Below are 23,704 nucleotides of genomic sequence, written 5' to 3'. Positions count from 1 at the left end.
CATCGGCTCCGCCAATTTCTCCTTGTTCACCCAGTTCTCCGACGAAAGGAACGATCAATGACGGAGCTCGTAGAACGACACCGGCTGGTGTGCGCGGCAAGACCAAATCCTTTGCGCGGTGACCGCCGACGGGTCGGGGTGGTCGGACTTGGTAAACAAGCGCTTGAGGACCACCTGCCCGGCGTCTTGGCCGCTGACGGCGTCGAGCTCGTGGCGGTATGCGACGAGGCCGAAGACATTGTCCGGGAGCAGCAGTACAAGCTCCGCGTGGCTGGGTACACCGACTTCGAGGATATGTTCCGCACCGAGCAGCTGGACCTGGTGGTGGTCTGCGTGCCACACAATGTCGGGCGGCGGGTGATCGAAGCCGCTGCTCGCCACCAGGTTCACGTGCTCAAGGAGAAGCCGTTCGCCACCACACTGACCGAAGCCCAAGAACTGGCGGCACTCTGCGAGCGGGCCGGGATTCAGCTGATGGTGACGCTGCAACGGCGGTTCAACCCGATCTACACCAGCTTCACCCAGCTCGCTGACCAGATCGGCACCCCCTTCGTCGTCCAGGCGGCCTACACGGTGCACATCACCGATCCGTCGGATGGTTGGCGCGGAGACACTGCGGCTGCGGGCGGTGGCTGCATCATCGACATGGGCTACCACCTCATCGACATGATCCTCTGGTACTTCGGCCTGCCTGACCGCGTCCACGCCGAGATCTCGGTAAGCGCCAGGCCGGACCGCAGCTACGACGCTGAAGACACCGCGCTCATCCACTTCAGCTACGACAGCGGCCTGTACGGCTCACTGCTGCTGTCACGCTTCATCGGCCCGAAGACCGAACAGATTCAACTGGTCGGCAACAAGGGCATTGTCCGGCTGGAACGCGGCCGTATCCAGCGCCTCACCAACGGCGGAGAGGTCGTCGAGTCGCTGGCCCGCGAGCAAGCCTGGCCGTCGGCGGCGACCTCGCAGATCAACTATTTCTGCCACGTCCTCGACGGCGAACGCCCCAACCTCAGCGGCCCGCAGGAAAACATCGCCCACCTCAGCTTCATCGCCAGCTGCTACCAGTCCGCCCGCAGCCACGCCCCCGTCAACCCGAAGGACCTGCTGTGACCTCACCACTCGCGCTCCTCGGCGGTGCGCCGGCCGTCATTGAACCTGGGCCACATTTCTCCTGGCCACTGCTGGACGGCCGTACCGACAAAGCCGTCCTCGACCAGCTGCACCGCAGCATCTCGGTCTACGACCGCTCGGACGTCGTCGCCGAGCTGGAAAACGCGTTGCAGGAGTACTTCGGCGTCCGGCACGCCGTCCTCACCAGCTCCGGGACCGCCGCCCTGCACTCGACCTACGCCGCTTGCGGCATCGGCCCCGGCGACGAAGTGATCGTGCCCGCCTACACGTTCCTCGCCACCGTGACACCGCTGCTGCACCTCGGCGCGGTGCCGGTTCTCGCCGATTGCGACGCGACCGGCAACCTCTCGCTCTCGGACGTCGCCGCCCGGATCACCCCGGACACGGTGGCCATCATGGTGACGCATCTCTGGGGCATCCCGGCCGACTTGGCCGCTCTGCGCCAGCTGGCCGACGCGCGGGGGCTGCTGCTGCTCGAAGACGGTTCACACGCCCACGGCGCCGCGGTCGCCGGCCGCAAAGTGGGCAGCGTCGGCGACCTGGCGGCTTTCTCGATGAACGGGCCGAAGCCGTTGTCCGCAGGTGAGGGCGGCTTCGTCCTGACCAACGACGACGAGGCGTACTACCGGCTGTTGCTGCACGGTCACTACAACAAGCGGTGTCGCAGCGAGATCCCGGGCGAGCATCCGCTGCACCGTTACGCTGTCACTGGGATGGGGTTGAAGTTCCGGATCCACCCGCTGGCTGCGGCGATCGCCCTGGACCAGCTCGAACGGCTCGACTCGTACCTCATCGGCCGCGTCAATATGGCTGACTATCTCTGCTTCGAACTCGGGCAGCTGCCGGGAATTACCGTGCCGGAACTCGCCTTGGGTACTCGTGCCGCGTGGTACGGCCTGCCGCTCACCTACGTGCCCGCCGAGCTCGACGACTTGCCCGTCGAGCGGTTCTACGACGCGTTGCGGGCTGAAGGCCTGGACGAGCTCGACCGGCCGGGTTCCACCTGCCCGCTGAACTTGCTGCCACTATTCCAAGATCTCGGGCCGCTGTTTCCGCACCATCCGCACCGTGACCGGATCGCCTACCGGCCAGGGCAGTTCCCTGTAGCCGAGCAGCTGCACCGCACTACCCTCAAGCTGCCCGTCTGGCACCGCGAAGAAGACGTACCACTCGCTCGCCAGTACGTCGCAGGCTTCCGTAAGGTGGTCGCCCACCACCACGACCTCAAGGACAATTCATGATCGATTCCACGATCCTCGAGCAGCTCACCGCCCAGGCTGCGGTCGATGACGTGCAGCAACTGGTCGTCGGAGCCGTCGTCCAGGACGGCGACACCGTGCTGCTCCTGCAGCGTCCGCTCGACGACTTCATGGGCGGCATCTTCGAACTGCCGAGCGGCAAGGTCGAGCCCGACGAGGCCCTCGACGCCGCCTTGATCCGTGAAGTCAAGGAGGAGACCGGGCTCGAGGTCACGGCGATCGAGGACTACCTCGGGCACTTCGACTATGCCTCGGGCAGCGGCCAGAAGAGCCGCCAGTTCACCTTCGCCGTCGTGGTGAACGCCGTCGAGCCGGTCGTACTCGAGGAGCACGACGACTACCAGTGGGCGGCACTCGGTGGCGACCTCCCCGTCACCGACGCCGTTAAGGACGTGATCCAGACGTACCGGCAGCTGCGAGTCCGCGTCGATGACTAGCTGATGCGCCGAGGCCTGCGCATCCACACGCTCGGCGTCGGCTATCCGAGTGAATAGCCCTCGAAGTCGTCGCACTTGCACACCGGCCCAGCCGGTGCGTTACCGCAGTACCGGGTGCACCATGCCGCTGATTCGTGCGGCGGCATGGTGCACCCACCTGCGAGATCGCTAGCTGGCCAACTGCGACCCTGCGACTCAGCCCAACCATCGCTCGACAGGTGGGTCGCACGATTGCTCCCGAGCAGGAGTACCGCATAAACTGCGGCCCCGTCACATCGCCAAATGCGAGGGGCGTCCCGTCCCCATAGATCAAGACACAACGGTCACGATGCACCGAAGCTGCCCCGACTGCTGGTCGCCCTGATCGGTGATCGACACCATGGCAACCTTCTGGCCAGATCACTCGTTCGGCCGCTGGCACGACGGACGCTCTTTCAATCACATCTCGAAACGCCCGTGACAACTGCTGTAACGCGTAGAAACCCTGCGAAATACGTGGTGTAGGCACGAGTTCGCCACGATAAGCGCGCATCCGAATAGCTGCGGGGTACTCGCTCGATCGACGCGAGCACCCCGCGTTGGACTTTCACTCGTTTGGGGGCGGCGTAGCCACCCATTGACGTGACAGTGTGTCTTTAGTCATCAGCAGTCGGGGAGGACGTTGACTGGCAGGGGAGGCTTCGATCATTCGTACCGCCGTTATCTGACGCGCGGGATTCAGCATCATTTCGCGATCGTCGCGCGATGATGCCGACTATCTATTTGCACCACCAAATGGGTCGACCATGTATTGATCCTAGCGGCATGAATTAGCTTTCTATACCTGGGCAAGTTCTGCTTTACAGGACCGGGATTTAGTCCTGCACGCACCACTCAAGGAGTGCCTCTTGTTCAAATTTGCTAGACGCGCCACCACAATAATTGCCGCCACCGGTTTGTCACTTGCAGCACTAGCTGTAGCGACACCATCCGCCTTCGCGAGCACACCCGACGGCACTAACGTCGCAGCAGTCAACGACTCCCGCTCATCCCTCGCCCAGCAAGAGCAACAGTGCGCCACCCGAGCCGCCGCAAAAGGTTCGGCTTCACACTACGAATGCACCACCGTAAGCCGGCAGCAAGCCTTACCGCTTGCCTCTGCGCCCCAGACTGATAGTGCCGCCTCCAGGTCTCCGATGAAGAGCCGCCGTGCGGGTAACGCGCTAGTGCCACGCGCCATTTCTCCGGCTTGCAACGCTGGCTATTCTAATCCGAGTCGAGGAACTTCTTGCTCTAACGACAATTGGGTCGTGACTCATTACACGACCGTCAATGGCGTCAAAACCCCCCGCGGAACCATGAACATCAATATCAACTCCTCGGTGGACTTCGAAGAAGGACAAGGCAGCACGCCAGCTTGGGACTTGGACACCATAGTCTCGGTCACAGCCACCTGGGGAACCCTGGCAGCAGGCAGTTCAGGCAAAACCTGGACTGGATGCATGGGGCACTCCGACAAGTGCACTACCTCACGTCTGGCTGGATCTAACGACGAGAACGAGCCAGTCGGGCTTCCACTAGGTGCTCAGATCACCAAGTGGTACACGCAGTACGCCGCATCCATGACAGGAAACGCGGTGCTTACGGAGACTGGCAACCTTGGATCCGCGGTGGAGGTGAACACGCCGGCCAACTCAGTGACTATCGCAGATCACTACGAAAACACGTTGTGGGGCCGCTGCGACAACCTGACATCTAACAGGTACTCGGCCGGGTGCGTGGACTACTACGGTGCTTCATATGTGTTCTACAGCGCCGTGGACAACCCTAAAGTCGGACCTGTCGCAGATCACGTGTTTGACGCCATCCGCGCCCTTCCGAGCCACTGGGGGCGCCCTGCCGAGAACCACCCGCTGACGCGGCTAACCGATGGTGCTGCCATCGACGCTAATCGACGCGTCTCCTGCGGAAGCGGAAATCCGCCGTCTTGCGACGAGTATCCGCTTGCAAGTTCCTACCAGGGCGGCAACGGCGCAGCTCCCGGCGATCGATCGACCCGCACTGTGCCGATTGAAGCCAACAACAGTCAGGGCGGCTTGACCAGTGCCTACTTCGACTACTACCGCATCCTTGACAAGGATCCGTTCTGGGTTCAGGCTCAGAAGGCAGATGGATCGCTGGCGTGGTGAGCAGCTCAAGGAGCTAGGGCGATAGTGGCTGATACAAGCAAGAACATGGTACTGGCCATCCCGGTTCGGGATGGCCAGTACCATGTTCGCTCGACGCCAGGTATAGACAACCCCTGGCCTGACACGCAAGACGGGCTCCTCGTAGGAGAGGACAACTGGATAGCAGTCCTGTGTGGGACGCAGTACGGCAGACTCACACTGACTGTTCAGCTGCGTGATAGCCCGCCTGAAGATGTCGACCAAAACTGGGACATGGTAGTCGAGAAGACGCTCGATTGCAGCACCGGTCGGATTTCGGTCCAAGATACCTACAGCGCAGATGCGCCCCGGATCATACCCGTCACCCCCGGTTGGAACCGACTACGCCTTTCAGTGCGCGGCCGCAGCGAAGCATCCGTCCGCCCCGAATTCGAAGACGCTGGCGTGGAACAGCACTTTCTGGAGATATGGCACACTGGCACAGAGGAAGAGTCCCGGCTCCTCACAGGGCACGACGCCTTTGCGCTGCAGCACTACCTGTAAATCGACGCACTTACGAGTGGTGCGCTCGGCGCGCATCCTGCGGGTACTTGCGGCGTTCGCACCGTTTCGGACAAGCCTTCAGTGCAGTGGCGAGCAAGATGCCGGAAACGTTGACACTATCTGAATGGGTGCCTGTCTGGCTTGTAGTACCCCTCGGCTCGCGGAAATTACCGCTTGAGCAGCCGCTGACACTCGATTCCCGTCCGGGTGACATTTCGATGACGTCGACCTGCATCTGGTAACGCAGTGCAACTACGGCACGCCGTGTTGGCATTCGTCACTGCCACGGTTGGAGACCTCCGAGATGACTGCTCCCTACGCATCACCACCTGCCAGCGGCCCCACCAGGCTCCAGCGCCTGCCGTGAAGCCTGCCAAGTTCTGCGGGCTGGCCTGGGCTGCTCTGACCTTGAGCATCGTCGGCGCCATTGGCTCGCCGATCATCTTCGTGAACAACCTCATCGCAGTCGCACTCCTGTAGCGCAGAGGCCAACTTCGCTGACAATGCGAGCACTCAGGGACGTGGCGGCTGACGAGGACCGACAGACGAGCCATGTAAGCCGGTCCTCGTCGACTGCGGCTACGGCAACCGGGTGAAAGACGATCCGGTTGAACCGGCGCCGTCACGGACGCGTGTTCCGTTCGTCGCCCTAGTGGTGATTCGGCTCCAACTGGTCACCACCAAATACTGGGTACGCCGTGCCGTTGGTAGAAGCAGCGGCACGGCGTATCCACCACGCTACGAGCAGATGGCGTTACGCCTGCTGCACAACAACCGTCCTGTTCTTACCCAGGCGGTGCAAGACGGCCAAGCTGACCAGCGACAACGCGGCAGCCTTGACCAGCACCGATCCGGCCAGCAGAACGCCGGACAGAGCCAATCCGCCGCCCAACATCAGCAGCAGCACACGCCAGGTGTGGGCTCGTTCGCCGAAGACAACCCGGTGGAGGAAGTCCCACCCGGGACGCTGGTGCCAACGGCACGGCGGGACAAGCGCCAGCTCCGCGGTAAGGCGAGGCTCGGGGATCACCGGCACCGATGTGCAGTCCCACAGCTCGTCCAGCCCGACGTACTGCGGGGCGCCTGCGGGCAGGTTTTTCCCACGAACGTGGTCCGGTGTGACCGGATCGAGCGATGGCTTCTCTGGCGTGTCGCCAGTAGGTACCGGTACGGTCGTCATGTTCATTTGCCTCCTGATCTTTGTCGGTTGGGTCCGCGATGAACGCTCCACGTGGCTCCCTGTTAGCGCAGGGAGCCACGTCTTTGTTGGAGCAGGAAGGAAGTCGGCACGCAGCAGCGCGCCGCCCCAGTTCATCGCTGGCACCATCTTGACGAAGATCAGCCGCCTACTGGCAAGTAGTTTGGGTTTAGGCAGACCAAAGCGCCAACCGGTCCCTGATCCAGGATGAGCGGTTGGACAGCGTCAACCCGCCCATGCCGACGCGGCTATACGAGTTGCGGCACTGCAAAGCGTACACCCGTTAGAGTGACAAAGCACTGGTAGTTTATGTTTCACGGTTAGCAACACCTACCGAGCATTGCACTGTGCACATTATGCATCCTCTAACGGGTGGTATTTTTTGTCACGGCACAATGCAGACGACGTTAGCTGTTGCAGGCAAACTTGCAAGCGCACGTGCAGTGCAGCTCGTCGCGGCACAGCTACCGTTCGTCGCAGCCACTCGGTCGCCGTGTATCTGGACGCGCTTAATGCCTCGTGCCCACTGGGCCATTTGGGTTCCATAGCCCGAGCGCTGAGCCCAGATCCCAACGTTCGACTTGAGTGCCGAAGTCATCGAGGAAACTGTCGTCACTGCACATCAGGTCGCCCCGGGTGGCCATGAGAATCGAGCCAGCATGCCGCCACACTGTTGGCGCAAACCAAGGGATCCCCCGTTCCCACCCGACGCTGACACGTCGCACGCAGCCAGCCCGACGGTGCGACATGAGGAGTAACCTCAGACCTCATCGCCCTCAAGATGTCTCTATTTACTGAAACTGTCCGCCATTCTATAATGGAGGACATATATGCAAAAAGAACTACCACATACAGTCGATAAGACACCAGGCGAAATTAGGAAATACCAACAAGTCGAACAAGACCGTGTTGCCGAGCAGCAAGACTCGCTGAAAGCGGAAGTTCAGGCCAGGGCTGAGCGCCTAGGTTCCCAGTATCCGCAGATTGACAAAGCCCTCAAAGAGCACGCCAGGCGCTCTAACCAAGAGTTGGATGCGATGCGGACACCGGGACGACCGCGTCTTTCTACCGAGGAGCGCGCCGACCATCTGAAGCGAGAGTATTGGGAGTTCTTGAGTATTCTCGTTCGAGCCGTGCCGGATCTGCCCATCGTGGAAATGCACGACGAAGCAGCCGCTCAGATCGACGCCATGACCCGTCAAGGTCAAGAACAAGAGCGAGCGATCAGGACGTCTACTGAGCAGACCAAAGAGGCACTCGGGAACGCTGCCATCGATCACTACGTGGCTAACAAGGATCGCGCCAAGTGATGAGCCCCTGGCTGCCGCTAGGCCCAGTGTCGGAGATCAGGCGACGGAGCGCCCTCTACCACCACGATGGTCATGAACACGCCCGCTGGGTAGCGATCTGGGAAGTACTCCCAGCCGTTTTCATCCACCATCTTCCACCTGGCCTGCGAGGTGCCGAGGAGCGGCTGCGCTCGGATCGGCACGGCAATATCGACCGTCGCGCCTGGCGGTGTGTCAGCCAAGGCAACATGGCTAGGTGAGTGCGGGATGCCGTAGCCCGCGGCCGCTCCCACACGAGCCAGTCGCCTACCGACCCATGGCACCGTCCCGCTGTTCTTGATGCGCCAGATCTTCTCGAAGATGAAGAGCGGCGGCATGATCGTGCCGTCAGGAATGGTCACGTCAGCGACGAACGTTCCAGCATCGCCAGCTAGCGGATAGTCGGGCCGCTGTCCTGGGCTCACACGCTGTGGTGGCCGTGCAGCCGTCATTACTTCCACCCACGCCGTCCAGAGCTGTCCGTCTGCGTGGAAGTTATTGTCGTAGAACGCGATGACCTCCCAGCTCGCCCGGTCACGGCCGGTTTCGACGTTGCTGAGGTGAGACACGCTCCGACCAAGGGCCTTCGCGACAGTGCTCAAGCTGGTCCCGGCGAGCTTTCTGTGGTAGCGGAGCTGGTGAGCGAGGACGACGCGATCGTTCTCAGAGGACATCGATCCATCCTTGTTTGGAGTTCGCCAAAGGCCAAGAGGGCCGTGTTCCCTTGCGCCCAGCGGTCGAGGAAGACCGTCGACTTACTCGATCCAGCAAGGAGTACGTGATGGGTGAGCTTCAGCGTCTCTCGACGCAGGCCGAGGTCATGCCGCTGATGCGGACGCACGGCGGCCTAGTGCTGTCTCAGGAAGGGCGCCAGCTTCAGGCAGCGCTGCGGCGGGAGGGTGCCGACGGCATCGTCAAGAAGGCCAGGATCGCCATCGAGACCAACGTCGCACTGGATGCCATGGACAGCGTGGCCAGGGTCGATGGACATCGAAGGGGACTCGCTGGTGACGATCCCGGGCTGAACAGTGTGTTGATCGAGGTCGAGCTGACGCACGTCGCCAACATCAAGCGCATCCAGAGTGGTGGCGCGTTCTAGCGGAAGGCGTTGATCATGGGCAAGCTTGTGAAGAAGCTACTGGTGACGGTTGTCCGCAAGCGGACGCCGCGGCCGGTCGTGATCCACCCACCCGCTGCTCGGAACAGTGCGCTCCAGCACCAGGTGGAGGACGCCACCTACGTGGCGAACAACGCCGCTGTTGCACAAGCCCACTGCGCTGCGTGGCGAGTGGACTCGTACCGACGCGCCATATCGTCCAACGACCCCTTGTTGCAAGTTGCCCTTCGTGATGTCGAGGTCAACTTCATGCGGGATCTCGGCGAGATCGTGCGCCCCGGCGCTGAAGGTTGAACTGATGGATGAGGTTTGGGGTTGGCTCATTGGCCTGTTTCTCGTCCTTGCCGCAGTTGCGCTTGTCATCGACGGCATCGTTTGGGTGGTGATCAATTTGTGGTGGGTAGTGCTGCTCCTCGCCTCTGCTGCTCTGCTCTGGTTGATCTGTCGTCACCCTGGCGTCCGAGCGAAGCGCGACCTCAGAGCGATCGTTAGGCGCGGGGAGGAGGTCCGCGACGAAATCGAGCGAGCTACCGAAGAGTCCGAAGCCGAAATGGACCGGATCGCTCGCGACTGGAACACCCGGTGACGCTGCGGAAGGTTCAAGCTGGGCTCGTGACCGCACTGCTGCTCGCGGTCACCGCCCGGGTGCTGTGGTGGACAGTTGAGCCGCTGGTGCCGTATCTCGTTGTCGGGCTAGTTCTCGTCACCATCGCTGGCCTTCTCTACTACCGCAAGAGCCGGTGGTGACGCGCTCGCAATCCCGGAAGGCTGGTCGGCGCGTCTACTCCTTGACGTTGCCAGCCAGCCTTCCGGAAAACCAGGTACAGGCGTGGCTGCAGTCGCTCGGCGGCATCAGGCACTCAGCCGTCCTCGGACTCGAACTCCGGGCGACTGACCACGGTTTGGCGCACCACTTGGTCATACCGCATGACCAAGCCGACTACGTGGTGTCGCAGCTGCGCAGTCTGGTGCCGGGCGTCCGGGTGGTACCGGTTGCTGTCCAACCCGCGCCGGCCTGGACGGTCGCCATCGAGCTCGGGCTCACGGATCTGTTGCGCACGCTGCGCATCCCCTCCCCCGAACAGCTGTCGACCAGTCTGCTCGCCAGCGTCCAGGGGTTGCGGTCGGGCGAGATGGTGCTCTTGCAGTGGGTCGTAACGCCGGCTCGACCGGAGACGCCACCTCCCGCAGGCACAAACGACCGATCGGGCACCTGGCGCTCGCCCACCCACGGAGGCGCAACTGACGGAGATTCCATGGACAAACGCGCCAAGCTCAGCGAGCCCAACTTCCTGGCGGTTCTCCGAATCGCGGTTCACGCCGGAGGGGAATCCCGTGCCGGACACCTGCTCAACCATGTCCGATCAGGCCTGACCAGCGCAAACGCTGTGGCCATACGGTTCAGGAGAAAACCGCTCGTGACGAAGGCGAGGGTGGCGATGCGCATCGAGCAGGCAAGCGGAAGCCTGCTCTACGGCGCACAGCTCTCCGTGTCCGAGCTGACCGGCTTGATCGCCTGGCCGATCGGGTCGCCGCACGTTGCCGGGCTACCGCAGGGCCGCACTCGCCAACTGCCGGCGACCGCGGCCATACCCAAAGCCGGGCGTGTGATCGGGCGCTCCAACTTCCCCGGCGCCGAGCGGCCTCTCGCCGTGTCCTACCCGGACGCGACCAAACACCTGCACGTCATAGGGCCAACGGGAACTGGCAAGACCACCCTGCTCACGAACATGGTCGCGCAGGACATGCAGCAGGGCTACGGCGTGATCGTCCTGGAGAGCAAGGGTGATCTCTTCACGGCCGCGCTCGACCGCGTGCCACGACGCCGGATCAAGGACGTCATCGTGCTCGACGTCAACGACACTGCCTTTCCCGTCGGCTTCAACGTCCTGAACTCCGGCAGCTCCCACGCCGCTGTCGACGAGCTGAGCGCGCTCATCACCGGCATCTACGGCGATCACGGCGGCGTCTACACGCCGATGATCATGTACTACGGCCTGCACGCCCTCGCTGAGACCACTGACAGCACCTTCATCGATCTGCCCACCTTGCTCACGCCCCAGGGGTCTGAGGAGATCGCCTGGCGCGACCAACTCGTTCAACGGCTGCATAACCGGGATGTCCGACAGTTTTGGGAGCGCTACCTCGACGATAAGAACCGGGAGCGCGACCGTATGGCAGCCCCGGTGCACAACCGTGTCTGGCAGCTCGCCGTCCGGCCGGAGATCCGCAACATCATCGGCCAGAGCCGCTCGAGCTTCACCTTCGACGACGTCCTGACCAGCGGGAAGATCCTGCTGATCAACCTCAACGGCGTCCGTGTCGGTGAGCAGACGGCGAGCCTGGTCGGCACCCTCCTGATGAACTCGCTCTACACGGCCGTCCGAACCGTCCGGATGACGAAGCCCGCCTTCCTCTATCTGGACGAGTTCCAGGATTTCGTCAACCTGCCGGTCAACGCCGCGGACATGTTGGCCAAGACCAGAAGCTTCGGCCTTGGCCTGGTGCTCGCCCACCAAGACCTTGACCAGCTTTCCAAGGTACGTGGGCTCGAACAGGCTGTACTAGCCAATGCCCGAAGCAAGCTGGTCTTCCAGACCAGTGCACGAGACGCCCGCGTCATGCAGCGGGAGTTCGGCCGGCTGGTCGACGAGGACGACTTCATCAACCTTGGCGCGCATGAGGCGCTCGCTCGCATCGCCACCACGGACGGCGTCAGCGCGCCGATCACTCTCGTGGCCAATCCGCCCACAAAGCCGGTCGGCTTCGGGAACGCCGTGCGGGCAGCAAGTCGCTCAGCTTACGGACGCCCCCTTGCGCAGGTAGAAGCGGAAATCGAAGCACGCCGACGACTGCTCCACGATCCAGTACGACCCAAGCCAAACCTCGGAGCACAGAAATGGGAGAAGTAGCCGCCATGCAACACACCACCCGCAACGTCCTCGGTGAAGCCGCCTTCCTTCGACGCGGCTGCGACATCCTGATCGACCAGCTCAGGGAAATCGAGAGGCTGGTCGATGGCACCGAAGAGCTGACGCCCATCCAGGAAGCCGCGGTGGCAACGGCCGACGCACACCCTGAAGGAGCCAAAGAACACCTTGAGTTGGCAGGCCGGTACATCGCTGTCTGGAAAAAGGCTCTCGAGGGTGGATTGACCACGGAGCCGTCGTGGCTGCCGTAGCCGTCTCCGTGGAGCTGCCAGAACGCGACCGCCAGGTCGTCGAGTTGGTCGCAAAGTTTCGCCAGATGACTAGGCAGCAACTTCGAGCGTGCCTATTCAGCAATAACGCTTCGGCAACGCCACTGGATCGGGCGCTCAAACGCCTGGTCGAGGAGAAACACCTGACCCGTTTGGCGCGACTGGTGGGAGGAGACAAGGGAGGGTCGGCGCAGTACGTCTACCAGCTCGGCCGGGCTGGTTGGAAGTTACTGGACAAACCTGGTGCTTACTGGGCGCCGCGAGCGGTGAACTTGCACACCCTCGCCATCGCCGACTGCTACGCCTGGCTCAAGCAGGCCGAACACCGTGGTGAGCTAGAGGTCATCCAGTTCACCAACGAGCCAGAGTGCCACCAGGCCGCCGGCAGGGTTCTTCTCACGCCGGATGCGTACGTGGAGATCGGCAGCCGGGACGAATGCAAGAAACGCTGCTTTTGGCTGGAGGTGGATCGAGGAACAGAACATCTCAGGAAGATTCAAGGGAAGTGCGACCGTTACTGGTGGGCGTACAGCTGTTGGCAAGAAGATTACTTCCCGACAGTGCTTTTCGTCGTGCCGGACGAGCAACGGAAGAGGGGCGTCGAACGAGTCCTACGAGACGGCTCATCATGCGCCCGCAGGATTTTCTCTGTGCATCTGTTTGGCAACCTGGTAAGCAAAGAGCTAGCCAACATCATCGTCGAACGATCCTGACAACTTTAGACAGAAAGCGAAATATGAGACTAGCAAGAGGAACTGTATGCGTCCTCGGCTGCATATCGCTGCTTCTGGCCGCCCTTGTTCCAACAGTCGCAGCAGTCGAGTCTAGCGCAAATTTTACCATGTCGCAGTCAGCGGTTCGCGCTGGCCAATCGGTCGAGTTGACCGAAGTTGACCCATGTCCAGCCAGTAACCCAGATGGCTTCTCGCAGTTCATTGAGGCGACCTTTATTGACGCGCTTGGCCGGTCGTCTCTTTACTCTGTACCAACTAACGATCAAGGTCACTGGATCCGGCCGATTATTCTTATGCCCCCACCCCGATACATCAACAATCTTGACCCATTGGCCTACTCGAACGAAGCCGCACTGGGTTCCGGTGTTGTAGCTGCGCGTTGCATACACTCTTCCACTGGCACCGTTGATATGGAGTACGCCTCCAAGGTATTGAGCATCACGGGTTCGTCAGCATTGTTTAGCATAACTCCAACTAAGGTGCCGCTTGGTCAGAAGATTCACATGGCGTCGAGTGACGCATGTCCGGCAGGAACTGCGCGCGTCAAAGGCTACATGGATAATGGCAACACGTTTATATTCAATTTTGACGCAGTGTTTAACTCTGGCACAAGACATTGGGTCGCCGACTTCACGATACCTAAAATTGTAGAAAACCCTGTTGGTTCATCACGTGACTTTCCGCAGGGGAAGTACCGAGTATCTGTTGGCTGCGAGCCGCCTGAGACGGATGGCCGATTGCCTCTCCAGAGATACGGAGAGACGTTGACAGAAGTTATCAAGTCGCCTGTTCAATACGTGGCCATGGGTGATTCGTTCTCGTCGGGCGAGAGTATCGAGCCGTTTGAGGCCGGTACAGGGAGCAAAGGCGGGTGTCACCGGAGCAATAAGGCGTATCCGCGACTGCTGGAGCAAGCTAACGACTTTGTCCTCGGGGATAAATTCGTCGCTTGTTCGGGGGCAACCACGACGGCAATCACGTTGGGATACAACGGTCAGCCACCACAACTCTCCAAGGTGACAGCCGATACAGACCTTATCACCATGACGATCGGCGGGAACAACATGCCGTTCGGCACGTTCGCGAGGGCTTGCGTGAAACCACTAGTGGACTCTTGTGACAAGCAGCCCTACCGGGATGCGATCGCAGGAATAGTGAAGAACGTGATCCCTCGTATGGAGTTTATGCTCGGAACACTGCGTGATCGGCTAACCAATCTGCGAAATACTGGCGCAACAGTGCTGGTGATCGGGTATCCCCAGTTGATACCACCAAGTTGGGTGGCTGATAGCCGGGGGTGCTGGTGGCTACAGCCGCAAGAGCTGTCCGCCATTCGCAGCGTGACAAATACACTCAACACGGCCATCGAGAACGAGGTCAACGCGATTGGCGGCAAGTTCCACTTCGTCCCAGCGACGAGTGAGGACTCTCCCTTTGTCGGACATGAGTTGTGCCGCCCTAAGACTGACACCGCGGCAACCTATTTCTCAAATGTTCAGCTTGGCGCACCAGATGAATATACGTTCCACCCGAACGCGGAGGGACAGCGAGCATATGCCGACCTCATCAAAAACCACTTGGCGCAACACCCACTGAATTAGTACACGAAAAACGGCGCGTCGTCCAGGAGTAATTAATCTTCTGGGCGGCACGCCGTTTCAGCTAGTACGGCGCACTTTTGCTGTACCCATGTGACATCGCTTCGTTCTCCGTGCAATACAATCTACTGTCACCTGGCTCTACGAGTCCCGGAGGGCTATAGCTCTGCATTTCAGGCGTGATATAGTACTTCGTCCAAAACTCGGCGGCGACAACCGGTTTCTTGCCGCAGAAGAACTCATAATAGGGATACTGGAGTCCTGGGCCGGTGATCGGGTTGAGAAGCCCGATTATATAGATCACCACAAGACTTGCGGCGACGATAATGATCCTCACCGTTCGTCGACTCAGAGTGTTAGATTTTTTGTTGGTATCGGGTCTACTCATGCTGCTATTTAGTTTAACATAATCGCTATGCGGGCTGGGTGATATCGACAGACATCATCTGCCAAACTAATAGAAGCTGGAAATGAGATACTGGGTGCAGAAAAGGAAGCGGCGCAGAGAGGGCAGCGACCTCCCAGCTTGTCACAGTTGATGACATTCTAGTCACGCCCTCATGTCCCTCAGTAACAGCTTGCTCCAAACGGGCGACTTGGCGGTCAGGTTCTACCCACCCGCTTCGGCCGCCAGGCCGAACTCGTCAATGTGCTCGGAGCGTGCCGCATGACCAGATCATCTGCCCCTGCCCGGTTACGGCCGCGGCGCCCGCGAACCAGCATGTCGGCCGACGGAAGCATGAACTCGGGCTTCATCGAGACGCCGGACGTGCTAAGCATGTTCTTAGGCGACGTCGGGTGGTGGCGCAGATGAGTGCGAAGCGGTCAAACAACGCGATCTGGAAGCTGGTGGTGCCTGAAGGCATGACACCGCAGGAGCAACTAGAGGATGTGCTCAGCGCGTACGACGAGCTGGTCACCGAAGAGTCGAACTATAAGCCGCTGACCGCGGTGCCGCTCAAGCAGTCGCTTCCCGGCATGCGGCTCGACCTCCATGTTCGGTCGAGCTTCAGCCTCGGGCTGCTGCCGTTCGTCCAGGGGTACCTAGTGCAGTCAGAGGACGCGAGGAAGTTTCAGATTAAGGGTGCCGATGCCTGCCTCTTCCTAGCGACTGACTCTTCACTCTTCGCCATCACATCAGGGGGCGGCTACCACGTTATTGCCAACTTTGTCGACTACGCGTTCCCTTTCGATACGGCGAAGAAGCTGATCTCCAACAACTTCAGCGCGACGGACGTCCGCGACATGACCGGCTCCAAGACGAGTCGCTCCGAGACCTACCGGCGCACGTACTCGATCGACAAGAGCGAAGCTATGGATACGGTGTGGAAGAAGCTGGTGGGCAGGCTTGACGCAGAACGCCTACCCGAAGACAGTCCTCTCAGAGGGTTGATCAACCCTGACAAGCCGCCTGCCATCGAGATTAAGTCGTCCTTCGTGCTTCGCCAGAAGCTCGAACTCAAGCAAGTCGGCAAGATGATCTCAGAACTCGAGAACTTGCCGGAGCCGAGCCCAGAGCAACTGCGGCAGCTTTCGTTCCTCGACAATCTATACCCGATCAAGAACGACAAGGATCTGACGGACGAGCTCACCCGACAGTTCGTCGAAGACATTCGTCAGGCGATGCTGATCGATAGTGTGCCGGACATCGATCTTCTCGACCCGTACGATATTATCTCCTTCAATGCCGGATCGACCTTCAAGCTTAGCCGCGCCCCAATAAGCGACACCGTGCCCGACCTTGACGACCTATTGGGAGCGCTGCACAACAAGCTTGCAGGGTGCTTACAGGATGAGGAAGTTTTCTTTGGAGAGTTCTCACGCTTGTCGCTGAGCTACCGAATTGACCCGGACGATACGTCGAGAACGGCGCGGCGTAAGCTGATCGACTTTCTACACGGCCAGGTTGACTATGATGGCAAAACCTACTTTCGCATGGACAGGGTTTGGTACCGCTGCCTCGGGGATTTTCTTGAAAACCTGAAGCGAGACTTCATTGACGAAGTGTTTGTGTCCGAGAATCCGCTGTTGCTCGGCTCTGAGGTTGCGTTCCTGCCGTGGGAGGGCGGGAGCGAGGGTAGCTTCAACGAGAAGCAGGCCGCCCGGCCTGATTTCTACTTTGGCGACGAGATCTTCGCGCATTCCGACCTTGGTAAAATTGAGCTGTTCGACCTCCTGAAGGTGGACAGTGACAGCAAGCGGCTATACCTCATTCACACCAAGAAGGATTTTGCCGCGAAGATGCGCGATGCGTGCTCGCAGATTCTCGTGTCCGCAGAGGTAATATCGGCTGACGTGGTAAACGAGAAGAAACAGCTGGCGAAGTTCTACAGGGAAGAGTGGAGCAAACATAGTCTTAACGAGACTGTCGATGAAGCGACGTTCTTGTCGTGGTTCGACTATGAGTTGGTCTTCGTCGTCCTTTGCTCGACCCCGCGAGAATTCGTAGCTGACGATTTCCTCGACGGCAAACTGAAGTCCCACATTGCCCGGCGCGAGATCTTGGCCGCCAAGAACGAGATGAAGCGAAACGGTCGCATCTTCCGGTTGGCTCACACAAAATACTCTTGACAAGGCGACCCGGCGTGGACTCCGATCCCGTTCGGGTGACCTCCGGTGACAGTCCGATCACGTCGACCTGCGCGCGGTAACACAGCGCAACCGCCGCGCGACCTGGTTGGCATTCACCACTGCACGGTTGGAGACCTCCGAGATGACTGCTCCCTACGCGCCGCCACCTGTCAGTGGCCCGTACCCGACTCCAGCCTCTGTCGCGAAGCCGGCCAAGTTCGCCGGGCTGGCCTGGACTGCCCTGATCCTCGGCATCGTCGGGGTGGTCGGTTCGCCGATCATCTTCCTGAACAACCTGACCGCTGTTGTGGCAGGCGTCGGGCTCATCTTGGGCATCATCGCTCTGTTCGGCACAAAGAAGGTCCTGACCTCGATCGGCATCGTGCTCTGCATCCTGGCGATCGTCTTCACCGTGATCGCCCAGAACGCGGCCGTGAAAAAGCTCGATGCGCTCGGCCAGCAGCTCGGTATCTCAGCAGGCGATGACAAGGCCACCGGACAGACCTACGCAGTGGGCGACACGCACCGCGGTACCGACGTCGACATCACGGTTGCCGAGCCGAAGGCCTTCACCACCGGCAAGTTCGCTGCGCCGAAGCAAGAGGCCAAGGCTGTCAGCTACCAGGTGACCGTCACCAACCACTCGGCCAAACCGTGGCCGGCGGCGATGCTGTTCATCCAGGCCACAGCCGGAAGCAGCGCTGCCGAGCAGGTCTTCGACACCGAAGCAGGACTCGACAGCACCCCCAGTCAGGACATTCTCCCTGGCAAGAGCCTTACCTTCCGTCTCGGCTTCGTTGACGCACCCGGCGACATCACGCTGCAGGTCGGCAACATGGGCAGCGACAAGGTGTATTTCGTGCAGAAGCGGTAAGCAGATACGTCGACTACGTACTCTCGTTTGGCTTGTACGTTGAACGTACTACTGGGAGATGCTGTGATTAGGGGCTGGTTTGACCCGTCAACCCTGGCCGTCTTTGTCCTGGGAGTTGCGCTACTGCTTCTCGCTGGCACCGGCGGCCTTGTCAGATTCACCCCATTGTTCGGGCGACATACGGGTGAACAGCTAAAGCCATCCGCCATCAAGGTGACGGCAACCCTTGGAGTCCTTTGCGTTCTGGTTTCGGCGGGCATCGAGCTCCCGAGTTGGATAGAGAAGATTTCTATCAAGACACACGATCCAACATCATCTATATCTCCACCTGTGCCCACGCCTATCATCACGCCCGATCCAACACCAAGCCCCACTACAACCACACCGATCACGCCCACGAGCACGTCACCCACATCCTCCACACCACCAACCTCTGAATCGCTGCCTCTGCCACCTTCGAAGACCTACCTGCAGGCCCTCAGTCCACTGGGCAGTCCCAACGTTCTTAACAGAAATCCAAGCCTGAAGATGAACAAATTCCCCTACACGCACAGCATCGAAGTTGCGTGCGTCACGGGCGAACCCGCTGGCGTCGTCTACGCCGTTAGCGACTACTCTAAACTCCACGTCACATTGGGTCTGAATGACGCAGATAATGGCCCTGGGCGGGCCGACGGAATACCGTGCGAGGTTTCAATTACAAACAACGCTGACGGCGATCTAAAAACCTTAACTATCAAGCCGGGTGGCAGCCCCCAGGAGCTCGACATCGACTTACGAGGTGCCGTCCAGATGAAAATTACTTGCATTCCTGAGGGAAAAACTAGATCTGGGAACGATGTGAACTACAAGATAGGGTTTGGCAATGCAGAGTTGAGTTGACCAGTACGGCGAGGGAGGATCTCCGATATGCAGTGCCAAGCAGGCCCGTGCGATGTACTCGATTGGTTTCAAGAAGTAAGCAAGAAGGCCGAGTGGTGGTCCGCCCTCTTCGCCGGTCTGGCCACCCTGATCGCACTGCTGGCATTCATAGCCGCCTGGCGTGCCGCCAAGGCGGCCATTCGAACCTATAGATTACAGCAAGATCAGCTGCGAGAGATGGCTGATCAGACCAGAACGATGCAACATAGCCGCAAAGATGAAGCCCTCTACGGGCTTTCGATTTGGCTGTCGGGGACATCCGCAAAGAACATGGCGATCAAGTACGTCAACACCACTGGTCACCCCTACTACAACATCAAACTGGAGATCAGCGGCAGGTCGGACGCCTACCACGAGATCCCCGTACTGGAACCGTCGACCGAGCCGACCGAGATCACCGATTTGCCGGACGAACTTGCGCAGCACCTGCACACATCGTCGCCTCTCGAACGTCCCGGCATCACATATCAGTTCGACACGTTCGATAACGAGCGATACATCCGAAACGCACGCGGAGGCATACATTCGGCCGGCGGCAATATTCTCGAAAACTCGCCGCGCGTAAAATGGAGAACCTGGCGATAGAGATTGCCCACCTCGCGGCCCGGTTGCACAGGCCAGCGTCACGAGAAAGCAGAGGTGGATCACAACTTTCCGAAGGTGCGGAATACCGACACAAAAACACTGAATCCGACTCGCAACTAGTTAATAAGACCCAAGTTGACGAGTCGCCATCTCATTGCCTCAATACTCACCAAAAATTGGTCTGCCAAACTATTGAGCAGTCGCTCTACTGTCGGAACACCTGCAGCCACCTCAGCATTTAACGCTGCGTGCACAAAGCTTTGAGGCATGAGGAGTGCGGCAGCAAACGCGTTAGCATCAATCTCCTCGCGGTCAGTAGCCGCACTCGAAAGATCGTCGCGTTTATTTATCTTAATGGCGTGATCAACAATAAGCGGCTTGCCTTGATGCAGCTTCCAGTGACCCAACTCATGCGCTACAGTAAAGCGTTGACGCCTACCGGGATTCTTACTATTGAGACCAATGACAGTGCGTTGCCCATCCCGCAGCAAGAAGCCAGACTCATTCCCGGAGCTTGCGGTCCGAATTACCTGTATTCCCTCAGCTTGGGCAATGCCCTCGACCTGCACAGGCGGCCGGTCGATCCCGTGCCGGACAAGCAGGCTCCATGCATGCTGCTCAACGGTTTGATCGATCACCCGACCTTCACCCCCTGCGCCTTCTCGGCCTCGACTGCCTGACTCAGCGCCGCCTGCACGAAGTCCTGCGTACCCGGCGGCTGTCCAGCCAGTTCGGCGACGACGCGATCTTCGACTGTGTCGCCCGTCACCCTCAACAACCTCATCGTCGGCACGCTCAGCTCCTCGGCTATCTGCATGATCGAGTGGATCATGACACGTTGCCGCCCTGCTTCGATGTTGGCGATCGATGAGCGCGTCAGACGAAGCCGCTTGCCGAGGTCAGCCTGAGTCACCTTGGCATCCCGGCGAGCTTCCTTGATGTTGCCGCCGATAGTCACATACAGCTGGTCAACTGCGTCATCTGTCCAACGCATGGCGCACTCCTCCGGCTGACGTCTCCTGTCGGGTAGTCGCATACTGGCACGTTTGTGTTACTCAACAGTACCTCCGAACGTATGTAGAGCCTCACTTGCACACGTTCGAGACCACGTGTAGCCTTTGGCAAACGTCAGCGTTGGCTGATTGTTTTTCATACTGTCACAGGAGGTAAGTCATGGCCGGCAAGCGAGGACGCAGCGCAGTCACCGGACGCTTCGTCAAGCAGAGCACCGTCCGACGCAGCCCGAAGACGACCGTCAACGAGTCCACCAAGGGCAAGGGCGGCAAGAAGTAGTCCCAGCTCCCGGCGAGCGTTCGGCTTGACGGGCGACACCGGGCAGACCAGATCCCCCGAGGGTCTGGAAGGAGAGGATTAGCATGACCATCCGAATCACTGCCATCCGCCTGAGTGGCGGACAGGGCCACGAACACATCACGCGCCTGTGGTGGACCAACCCCGGAGACGGCAACACAGGGGACAACAGCCGCGCTGAAATCGTGGCCTGGATCGAGGACAAGAACGGTAAGGCGTACGTCGAGGATGGCAAGGGCAACCGTGCCGACGTCGGTGTCGTGACTCCAACATCCGGCCAGAAGTATCTGCGCACGTACGCCGACGGCAAGTACACGGACAACCTGCTCGCGTTGCCGCGAAGGTAGTTCGAACACCCATCCAAGGAACGAAACAAGGACCACGCCGCTGTTATCGGCGTGGTCCTTGTTTTGGCAAGGCTAGCCCAACCTGCCATCGTTGTCACTCGTCGACTCACGGACAGGTCTGCTAGACCTCCATATTCAACAAGCGTGGAACGCCTCCGTTTAGCCGGGATCGGTCGCAGACAACCTGCAGTTCCAACAGGCGGGAGAGATGCCTCAGGCGCCCAATTCCGCTTTCTTCACCGATCGTTCTACCTGGTCAGCCCATATGACTGATGTGGGCCGACCCACACAGCGACGCACACCCCCTGGGCATCTTTCAAAACGCCGTTACGGACGGCCCGATCAGGTTTTCCGCGTACCGCCTACCCGACGCGACGTCTCGTCTCTATCACCCGAGGCGATTCATGCCGACCCCTATGAGATTCGCCCCTAACGATCATGAAACGACGCATTTCTGCTGGTAGAATCGATCTCGGCAAGGGGTGTATAGACGATGTGTCGCGTCCTCGACGCAGACGATCCGCTCGCCGGGTGGGACGGCGCCGAGCAACGCAGCGAGCAAGGTCGTCTTGCCCGCGCCCGTGGCACCGGTGATCAGGAAGGCGAGCCTGCCCGAGACGACCGCGCGTAGCAGCTTCTCGCCCTCCGCGTCGAATGCGCCGAGAGCACGCAAGGCCGCGAGGTCGTGAGTGGCGGGTCGCAGCACCCGTAAGGACAAGCAGGTCCCGTTGGCCGCGACTGGCGGGAGCACCGCGTGCATCCGGATCCGCCCGTGGGGACCCGCGCCGGGGAGCCATCCGTCGACGTAGGGCTGGGCATCGTCCAGCCGCCTGCCCGCGGCGAGCGCGAGGCGCTGCGCGAGCCGCCGCACCGCTTCCTCCCCGGTGAAGCGGACGGCCGTCCTGACCAGGCCGGTACCGGTGTCGGCCCAGACCTCCTGCGGCGCGGTGACGAGCACGTCCGTGATGCCGGGGTGTTCCAGCAGCGGCGCCAGCGGCCCGGCGCCGACGAACTCGTCCCTGGCCAGGCGGACCGCGTCAAGCACCGCGCCGTGGCCCAGCGCGCCGCCCGCTTCCGCACGGACCGCCCTGGCGACGCCCGCCGAGTCCGCGGGGGCCGACGACCCGGCCAGCCGTCGCCGGACCCGATCGACGAGGTCGGTGCTCATCGGGCCGCGTCCGCCGTGCCGAGGCGAGCCGCGGCGACGATGGCTTCAGCGGCCGTGGCCAGCGGGCTCTTGGGTCTCAGTTGGAACTCGCCGCGTTCGAGGTCGACGGGCATCCGCCGATCCGGCACCAGGTAGCTCAGCAGGGGCAGGCCCATCATCTCGGCCAGCTCCCCGGGACTGAGCCCGGCGAGCACGGGCCCCCGAACCACGATCCCGATCCGGCAAGCTCGCTGCTCGAGCCGCCGCAGGACCTGTTTGGCCGCGAGACAGGCCCGGAATTCGGCCGGGACGACGAGCGCGACCAAGTCGGCCTCGCCCGCCGCCGCGGCCGCTCCCGTACAGAGGTGGCGGGGCAGGTCGCAGACGACGGTGCGCCCGGCCCGGCGACCCGCCGCGATGACGGCGGTGACCGCATCCGCGGTCGGATCATGGCCTTCTGTTCCGCAGGAAAGGAAACTCAGCCCATTTTCGCGATGACCAAGGCGTGGCAAGGATTCCTGAAGCGAGGGCATGGACACTCGTCCGGACACCTGAAGATCAGGCCAGCGAAGACCGTCCACCCCCTCGGCACCGAGCACAAGATCGATCCCGCCACCCAACGAATCGCAGTCGACCAGCAGACCACGGCCATCCGCATTCGCGGCCAGCCCGACGGCCGCAGCGAGCACAGAAGCCCCAGCACCGCCCCGGCCACCAATGACACCGATGACGGAGCCGCGCCCTTCCGCCGGCCCCTCGACAACATCGGCAAAGGCCCCAATGAGCTCGGTCTCCCCCTCTGGCAAGGAAATAACCTGCTCGGCGCCACCAAGAAAAGCCTGCTCCCAACTCTCCGGAGTAGGCGTCCCCTTGCAGACCAGCAGCACACCCCCGCGACGCGGCAACCGATGCCCGGCTCGCAGCGCATCCTCATCGACTACAACAAGCGGCGCACCGGCCCACCGCCCATGCGCGGCAGTCAGATCAGCCGCCCGCTCGACCTCACAGCCCGCAGCGGCGGCAATACGCAGAATCTCATCAAGAACGGTCTCATCACCAGCAACCACAAGCGGAAGTTGGTCAGCCATGAAGTTCCCCCAGGGATAGTCAGCTCAACGGGCACAACCCACGCTCACACCCCACCAACCACCCATCAACCCCCCATTCCCTCCCCTGTGGACAACAGGGGGGATGGGGACAACCACCCCAAGAAACCCCCCAAAACCCCCACCCCAAGAAACCCCCGTGCTACAC

The 23,704-nt window shown here is 60.8% G+C and carries 23 protein-coding genes and 1 pseudogene; 18 read left to right on the top strand and 6 right to left on the bottom strand.

Translation table 11 applies throughout. The features are described 5' to 3' along the window. The first annotated feature begins 111 nt into the window (after window positions 1–111). The 4 genes from QMK34_RS23040 to QMK34_RS23025 all read left to right on the top strand — a co-directional run bounded on the left by QMK34_RS23040 (window position 112) and on the right by QMK34_RS23025 (window position 4,998). Window positions 112–1,113 (top strand): Gfo/Idh/MocA family protein, encoded by a 1,002-nt coding sequence (locus QMK34_RS23040; protein ID WP_326416309.1) that lies wholly within the window; start codon window positions 112–114, stop codon window positions 1,111–1,113. Beyond that, window positions 1,110–2,375, top strand: coding sequence for a DegT/DnrJ/EryC1/StrS family aminotransferase (locus QMK34_RS23035; RefSeq protein ID WP_326416308.1), 1,266 nt, complete (start codon window positions 1,110–1,112; stop codon window positions 2,373–2,375). Before QMK34_RS23040 ends, QMK34_RS23035 begins: the two co-directional genes overlap by 4 nt. Continuing rightward, a complete protein-coding gene (locus QMK34_RS23030; RefSeq protein ID WP_326416307.1) occupies window positions 2,372–2,830 on the top strand; it encodes an NUDIX hydrolase in 459 nt (152 codons plus the stop codon). The genes QMK34_RS23035 and QMK34_RS23030 overlap by 4 nt, the downstream gene beginning before the upstream one ends. Before the next feature lie 1,289 nt (window positions 2,831–4,119). Beyond that, window positions 4,120–4,998, top strand: a complete 879-nt coding sequence (locus QMK34_RS23025) for a NucA/NucB deoxyribonuclease domain-containing protein (protein ID WP_326416306.1) — start codon at window positions 4,120–4,122, stop codon at window positions 4,996–4,998. Between the two features lie 1,276 nt (window positions 4,999–6,274). On the opposite strand, the gene QMK34_RS23020 is transcribed toward QMK34_RS23025, so the two are convergent. Continuing rightward, a complete protein-coding gene (locus QMK34_RS23020; RefSeq protein ID WP_326416305.1) occupies window positions 6,275–6,706 on the bottom strand; it encodes a hypothetical protein in 432 nt (143 codons plus the stop codon). Between the two features lie 842 nt (window positions 6,707–7,548). On the opposite strand from QMK34_RS23020, the gene QMK34_RS23015 reads away from it, so the two are divergent. Then, window positions 7,549–8,028, top strand: coding sequence for a hypothetical protein (locus QMK34_RS23015; RefSeq protein WP_326416304.1), 480 nt, complete (start codon window positions 7,549–7,551; stop codon window positions 8,026–8,028). A 17-nt stretch (window positions 8,029–8,045) separates the two neighbouring features. On the opposite strand, the gene QMK34_RS23010 is transcribed toward QMK34_RS23015, so the two are convergent. Further along, a complete protein-coding gene (locus QMK34_RS23010) occupies window positions 8,046–8,720 on the bottom strand; it encodes an NBR1-Ig-like domain-containing protein (RefSeq protein ID WP_326416303.1) in 675 nt (224 codons plus the stop codon). A gap of 107 nt (window positions 8,721–8,827) precedes the next feature. Between QMK34_RS23010 and QMK34_RS23005 the strand changes: the two genes are divergently transcribed. The 12 genes from QMK34_RS23005 (at window position 8,828) to QMK34_RS22950 (ending at window position 19,645) form a co-directional block, all read left to right on the top strand. Next, on the top strand, window positions 8,828–9,145 hold the full coding sequence (locus tag QMK34_RS23005; RefSeq protein WP_326416302.1) for a hypothetical protein: 318 nt from the start codon (window positions 8,828–8,830) through the stop codon (window positions 9,143–9,145). Between the two features lie 15 nt (window positions 9,146–9,160). Continuing rightward, a complete protein-coding gene (locus tag QMK34_RS23000; RefSeq protein WP_326416301.1) occupies window positions 9,161–9,457 on the top strand; it encodes a hypothetical protein in 297 nt (98 codons plus the stop codon). A gap of 4 nt (window positions 9,458–9,461) precedes the next feature. Next, window positions 9,462–9,749 (top strand): hypothetical protein, encoded by a 288-nt coding sequence (locus tag QMK34_RS22995; protein ID WP_326416300.1) that lies wholly within the window; start codon window positions 9,462–9,464, stop codon window positions 9,747–9,749. A 26-nt stretch (window positions 9,750–9,775) separates the two neighbouring features. Next, on the top strand, window positions 9,776–9,910 hold the full coding sequence (locus tag QMK34_RS22990) for a cytochrome b6-f complex subunit PetG (protein ID WP_326416299.1): 135 nt from the start codon (window positions 9,776–9,778) through the stop codon (window positions 9,908–9,910). A 41-nt stretch (window positions 9,911–9,951) separates the two neighbouring features. Further along, window positions 9,952–12,075 carry a type IV secretory system conjugative DNA transfer family protein gene (locus QMK34_RS22985; protein WP_326416298.1) on the top strand — a complete coding sequence of 708 codons (2,124 nt, stop codon included), beginning with the start codon at window positions 9,952–9,954 and terminating at the stop codon, window positions 12,073–12,075. 5 nt (window positions 12,076–12,080) lie between these two features. Next, on the top strand, window positions 12,081–12,344 hold the full coding sequence (locus QMK34_RS22980) for a hypothetical protein (protein ID WP_326416297.1): 264 nt from the start codon (window positions 12,081–12,083) through the stop codon (window positions 12,342–12,344). Further along, a complete protein-coding gene (locus QMK34_RS22975) occupies window positions 12,332–13,075 on the top strand; it encodes a replication-relaxation family protein (RefSeq protein ID WP_326416296.1) in 744 nt (247 codons plus the stop codon). Before QMK34_RS22980 ends, QMK34_RS22975 begins: the two co-directional genes overlap by 13 nt. Before the next feature lie 128 nt (window positions 13,076–13,203). After that, window positions 13,204–14,697 carry an SGNH/GDSL hydrolase family protein gene (locus QMK34_RS22970; RefSeq protein ID WP_326416295.1) on the top strand — a complete coding sequence of 498 codons (1,494 nt, stop codon included), beginning with the start codon at window positions 13,204–13,206 and terminating at the stop codon, window positions 14,695–14,697. An 807-nt stretch (window positions 14,698–15,504) separates the two neighbouring features. Beyond that, window positions 15,505–17,265, top strand: coding sequence for a DUF6119 family protein (locus QMK34_RS22965; RefSeq protein WP_326416294.1), 1,761 nt, complete (start codon window positions 15,505–15,507; stop codon window positions 17,263–17,265). A gap of 142 nt (window positions 17,266–17,407) precedes the next feature. After that, window positions 17,408–18,139, top strand: a complete 732-nt coding sequence (locus QMK34_RS22960) for a hypothetical protein (RefSeq protein WP_326416293.1) — start codon at window positions 17,408–17,410, stop codon at window positions 18,137–18,139. 39 nt (window positions 18,140–18,178) lie between these two features. Further along, complete coding sequence (locus QMK34_RS22955) at window positions 18,179–19,021, top strand: hypothetical protein (RefSeq protein ID WP_326416292.1); 843 nt, start codon at window positions 18,179–18,181, stop codon at window positions 19,019–19,021. 27 nt (window positions 19,022–19,048) lie between these two features. Further along, the gene (locus QMK34_RS22950; RefSeq protein ID WP_326416291.1) at window positions 19,049–19,645 is read left to right on the top strand and encodes a hypothetical protein; all 597 of its coding nucleotides are present in this window, start codon (window positions 19,049–19,051) and stop codon (window positions 19,643–19,645) included. A 116-nt stretch (window positions 19,646–19,761) separates the two neighbouring features. Here QMK34_RS22950 and QMK34_RS22945 read toward each other — a convergent pair whose 3' ends face one another. Both QMK34_RS22945 and QMK34_RS22940 read right to left on the bottom strand, forming a co-directional pair. Continuing rightward, window positions 19,762–20,283: an ImmA/IrrE family metallo-endopeptidase gene (locus QMK34_RS22945; RefSeq protein ID WP_326416290.1), complete on the bottom strand. Its 522-nt coding sequence runs from the start codon at window positions 20,281–20,283 to the stop codon at window positions 19,762–19,764. Next, entirely contained in the window at window positions 20,280–20,639 is a 360-nt protein-coding gene (locus QMK34_RS22940) for a helix-turn-helix domain-containing protein (protein WP_326416288.1), read from the bottom strand. Before QMK34_RS22940 ends, QMK34_RS22945 begins: the two co-directional genes overlap by 4 nt. Window positions 20,640–21,021: 382 nt before the next feature. On the opposite strand from QMK34_RS22940, the gene QMK34_RS22935 reads away from it, so the two are divergent. Continuing rightward, a complete protein-coding gene (locus QMK34_RS22935) occupies window positions 21,022–21,303 on the top strand; it encodes a DUF3892 domain-containing protein (protein WP_326416287.1) in 282 nt (93 codons plus the stop codon). A 499-nt stretch (window positions 21,304–21,802) separates the two neighbouring features. Here the strand turns inward: QMK34_RS22935 and QMK34_RS22930 are convergent. Both QMK34_RS22930 and ssd read right to left on the bottom strand, forming a co-directional pair. Beyond that, window positions 21,803–22,471, bottom strand: a pseudogene (locus QMK34_RS22930) (ATPase, T2SS/T4P/T4SS family); the annotation flags it as partial. After that, window positions 22,468–23,538 carry a septum site-determining protein Ssd gene (gene ssd, locus QMK34_RS22925; protein ID WP_326416286.1) on the bottom strand — a complete coding sequence of 357 codons (1,071 nt, stop codon included), beginning with the start codon at window positions 23,536–23,538 and terminating at the stop codon, window positions 22,468–22,470. The pseudogene QMK34_RS22930 and the gene ssd, both read right to left, overlap by 4 nt. Between the last annotated feature and the right edge of the window lie 166 nt (window positions 23,539–23,704).

This window comes from Amycolatopsis sp. H20-H5 (genome assembly GCF_035828755.1).
Classification (GTDB): Bacteria; Actinomycetota; Actinomycetes; order Mycobacteriales; family Pseudonocardiaceae; genus Amycolatopsis.
The sequence above is the reverse complement of the archived record's forward strand: the minus strand, read 5'-3'. Positions and strand labels throughout refer to the sequence as shown.

What these genes read in the sequence shown, in the direction of transcription:
- QMK34_RS23030 (WP_326416307.1), top strand. Translation starts at nt 2,372, where the DNA reads ATGATCGATTCCACGATCCTCGAGCAGCTCACCGCCCAGGCTGCGGTC.
- QMK34_RS23020 (WP_326416305.1), bottom strand. Translation starts at nt 6,706, where the DNA reads ATGAACATGACGACCGTACCGGTACCTACTGGCGACACGCCAGAGAAG.
- QMK34_RS23015 (WP_326416304.1), top strand. Translation starts at nt 7,549, where the DNA reads ATGCAAAAAGAACTACCACATACAGTCGATAAGACACCAGGCGAAATT.
- QMK34_RS23010 (WP_326416303.1), bottom strand. Translation starts at nt 8,720, where the DNA reads ATGTCCTCTGAGAACGATCGCGTCGTCCTCGCTCACCAGCTCCGCTAC.
- QMK34_RS23005 (WP_326416302.1), top strand. Translation starts at nt 8,828, where the DNA reads ATGGGTGAGCTTCAGCGTCTCTCGACGCAGGCCGAGGTCATGCCGCTG.
- QMK34_RS23000 (WP_326416301.1), top strand. Translation starts at nt 9,161, where the DNA reads ATGGGCAAGCTTGTGAAGAAGCTACTGGTGACGGTTGTCCGCAAGCGG.
- QMK34_RS22995 (WP_326416300.1), top strand. Translation starts at nt 9,462, where the DNA reads ATGGATGAGGTTTGGGGTTGGCTCATTGGCCTGTTTCTCGTCCTTGCC.
- QMK34_RS22980 (WP_326416297.1), top strand. Translation starts at nt 12,081, where the DNA reads ATGCAACACACCACCCGCAACGTCCTCGGTGAAGCCGCCTTCCTTCGA.
- QMK34_RS22970 (WP_326416295.1), top strand. Translation starts at nt 13,204, where the DNA reads ATGTCGCAGTCAGCGGTTCGCGCTGGCCAATCGGTCGAGTTGACCGAA.
- QMK34_RS22965 (WP_326416294.1), top strand. Translation starts at nt 15,505, where the DNA reads ATGAGTGCGAAGCGGTCAAACAACGCGATCTGGAAGCTGGTGGTGCCT.
- QMK34_RS22960 (WP_326416293.1), top strand. Translation starts at nt 17,408, where the DNA reads ATGACTGCTCCCTACGCGCCGCCACCTGTCAGTGGCCCGTACCCGACT.
- QMK34_RS22950 (WP_326416291.1), top strand. Translation starts at nt 19,049, where the DNA reads ATGCAGTGCCAAGCAGGCCCGTGCGATGTACTCGATTGGTTTCAAGAA.
- QMK34_RS22940 (WP_326416288.1), bottom strand. Translation starts at nt 20,639, where the DNA reads ATGCGTTGGACAGATGACGCAGTTGACCAGCTGTATGTGACTATCGGC.
- QMK34_RS22935 (WP_326416287.1), top strand. Translation starts at nt 21,022, where the DNA reads ATGACCATCCGAATCACTGCCATCCGCCTGAGTGGCGGACAGGGCCAC.
- ssd (WP_326416286.1), bottom strand. Translation starts at nt 23,538, where the DNA reads ATGGCTGACCAACTTCCGCTTGTGGTTGCTGGTGATGAGACCGTTCTT.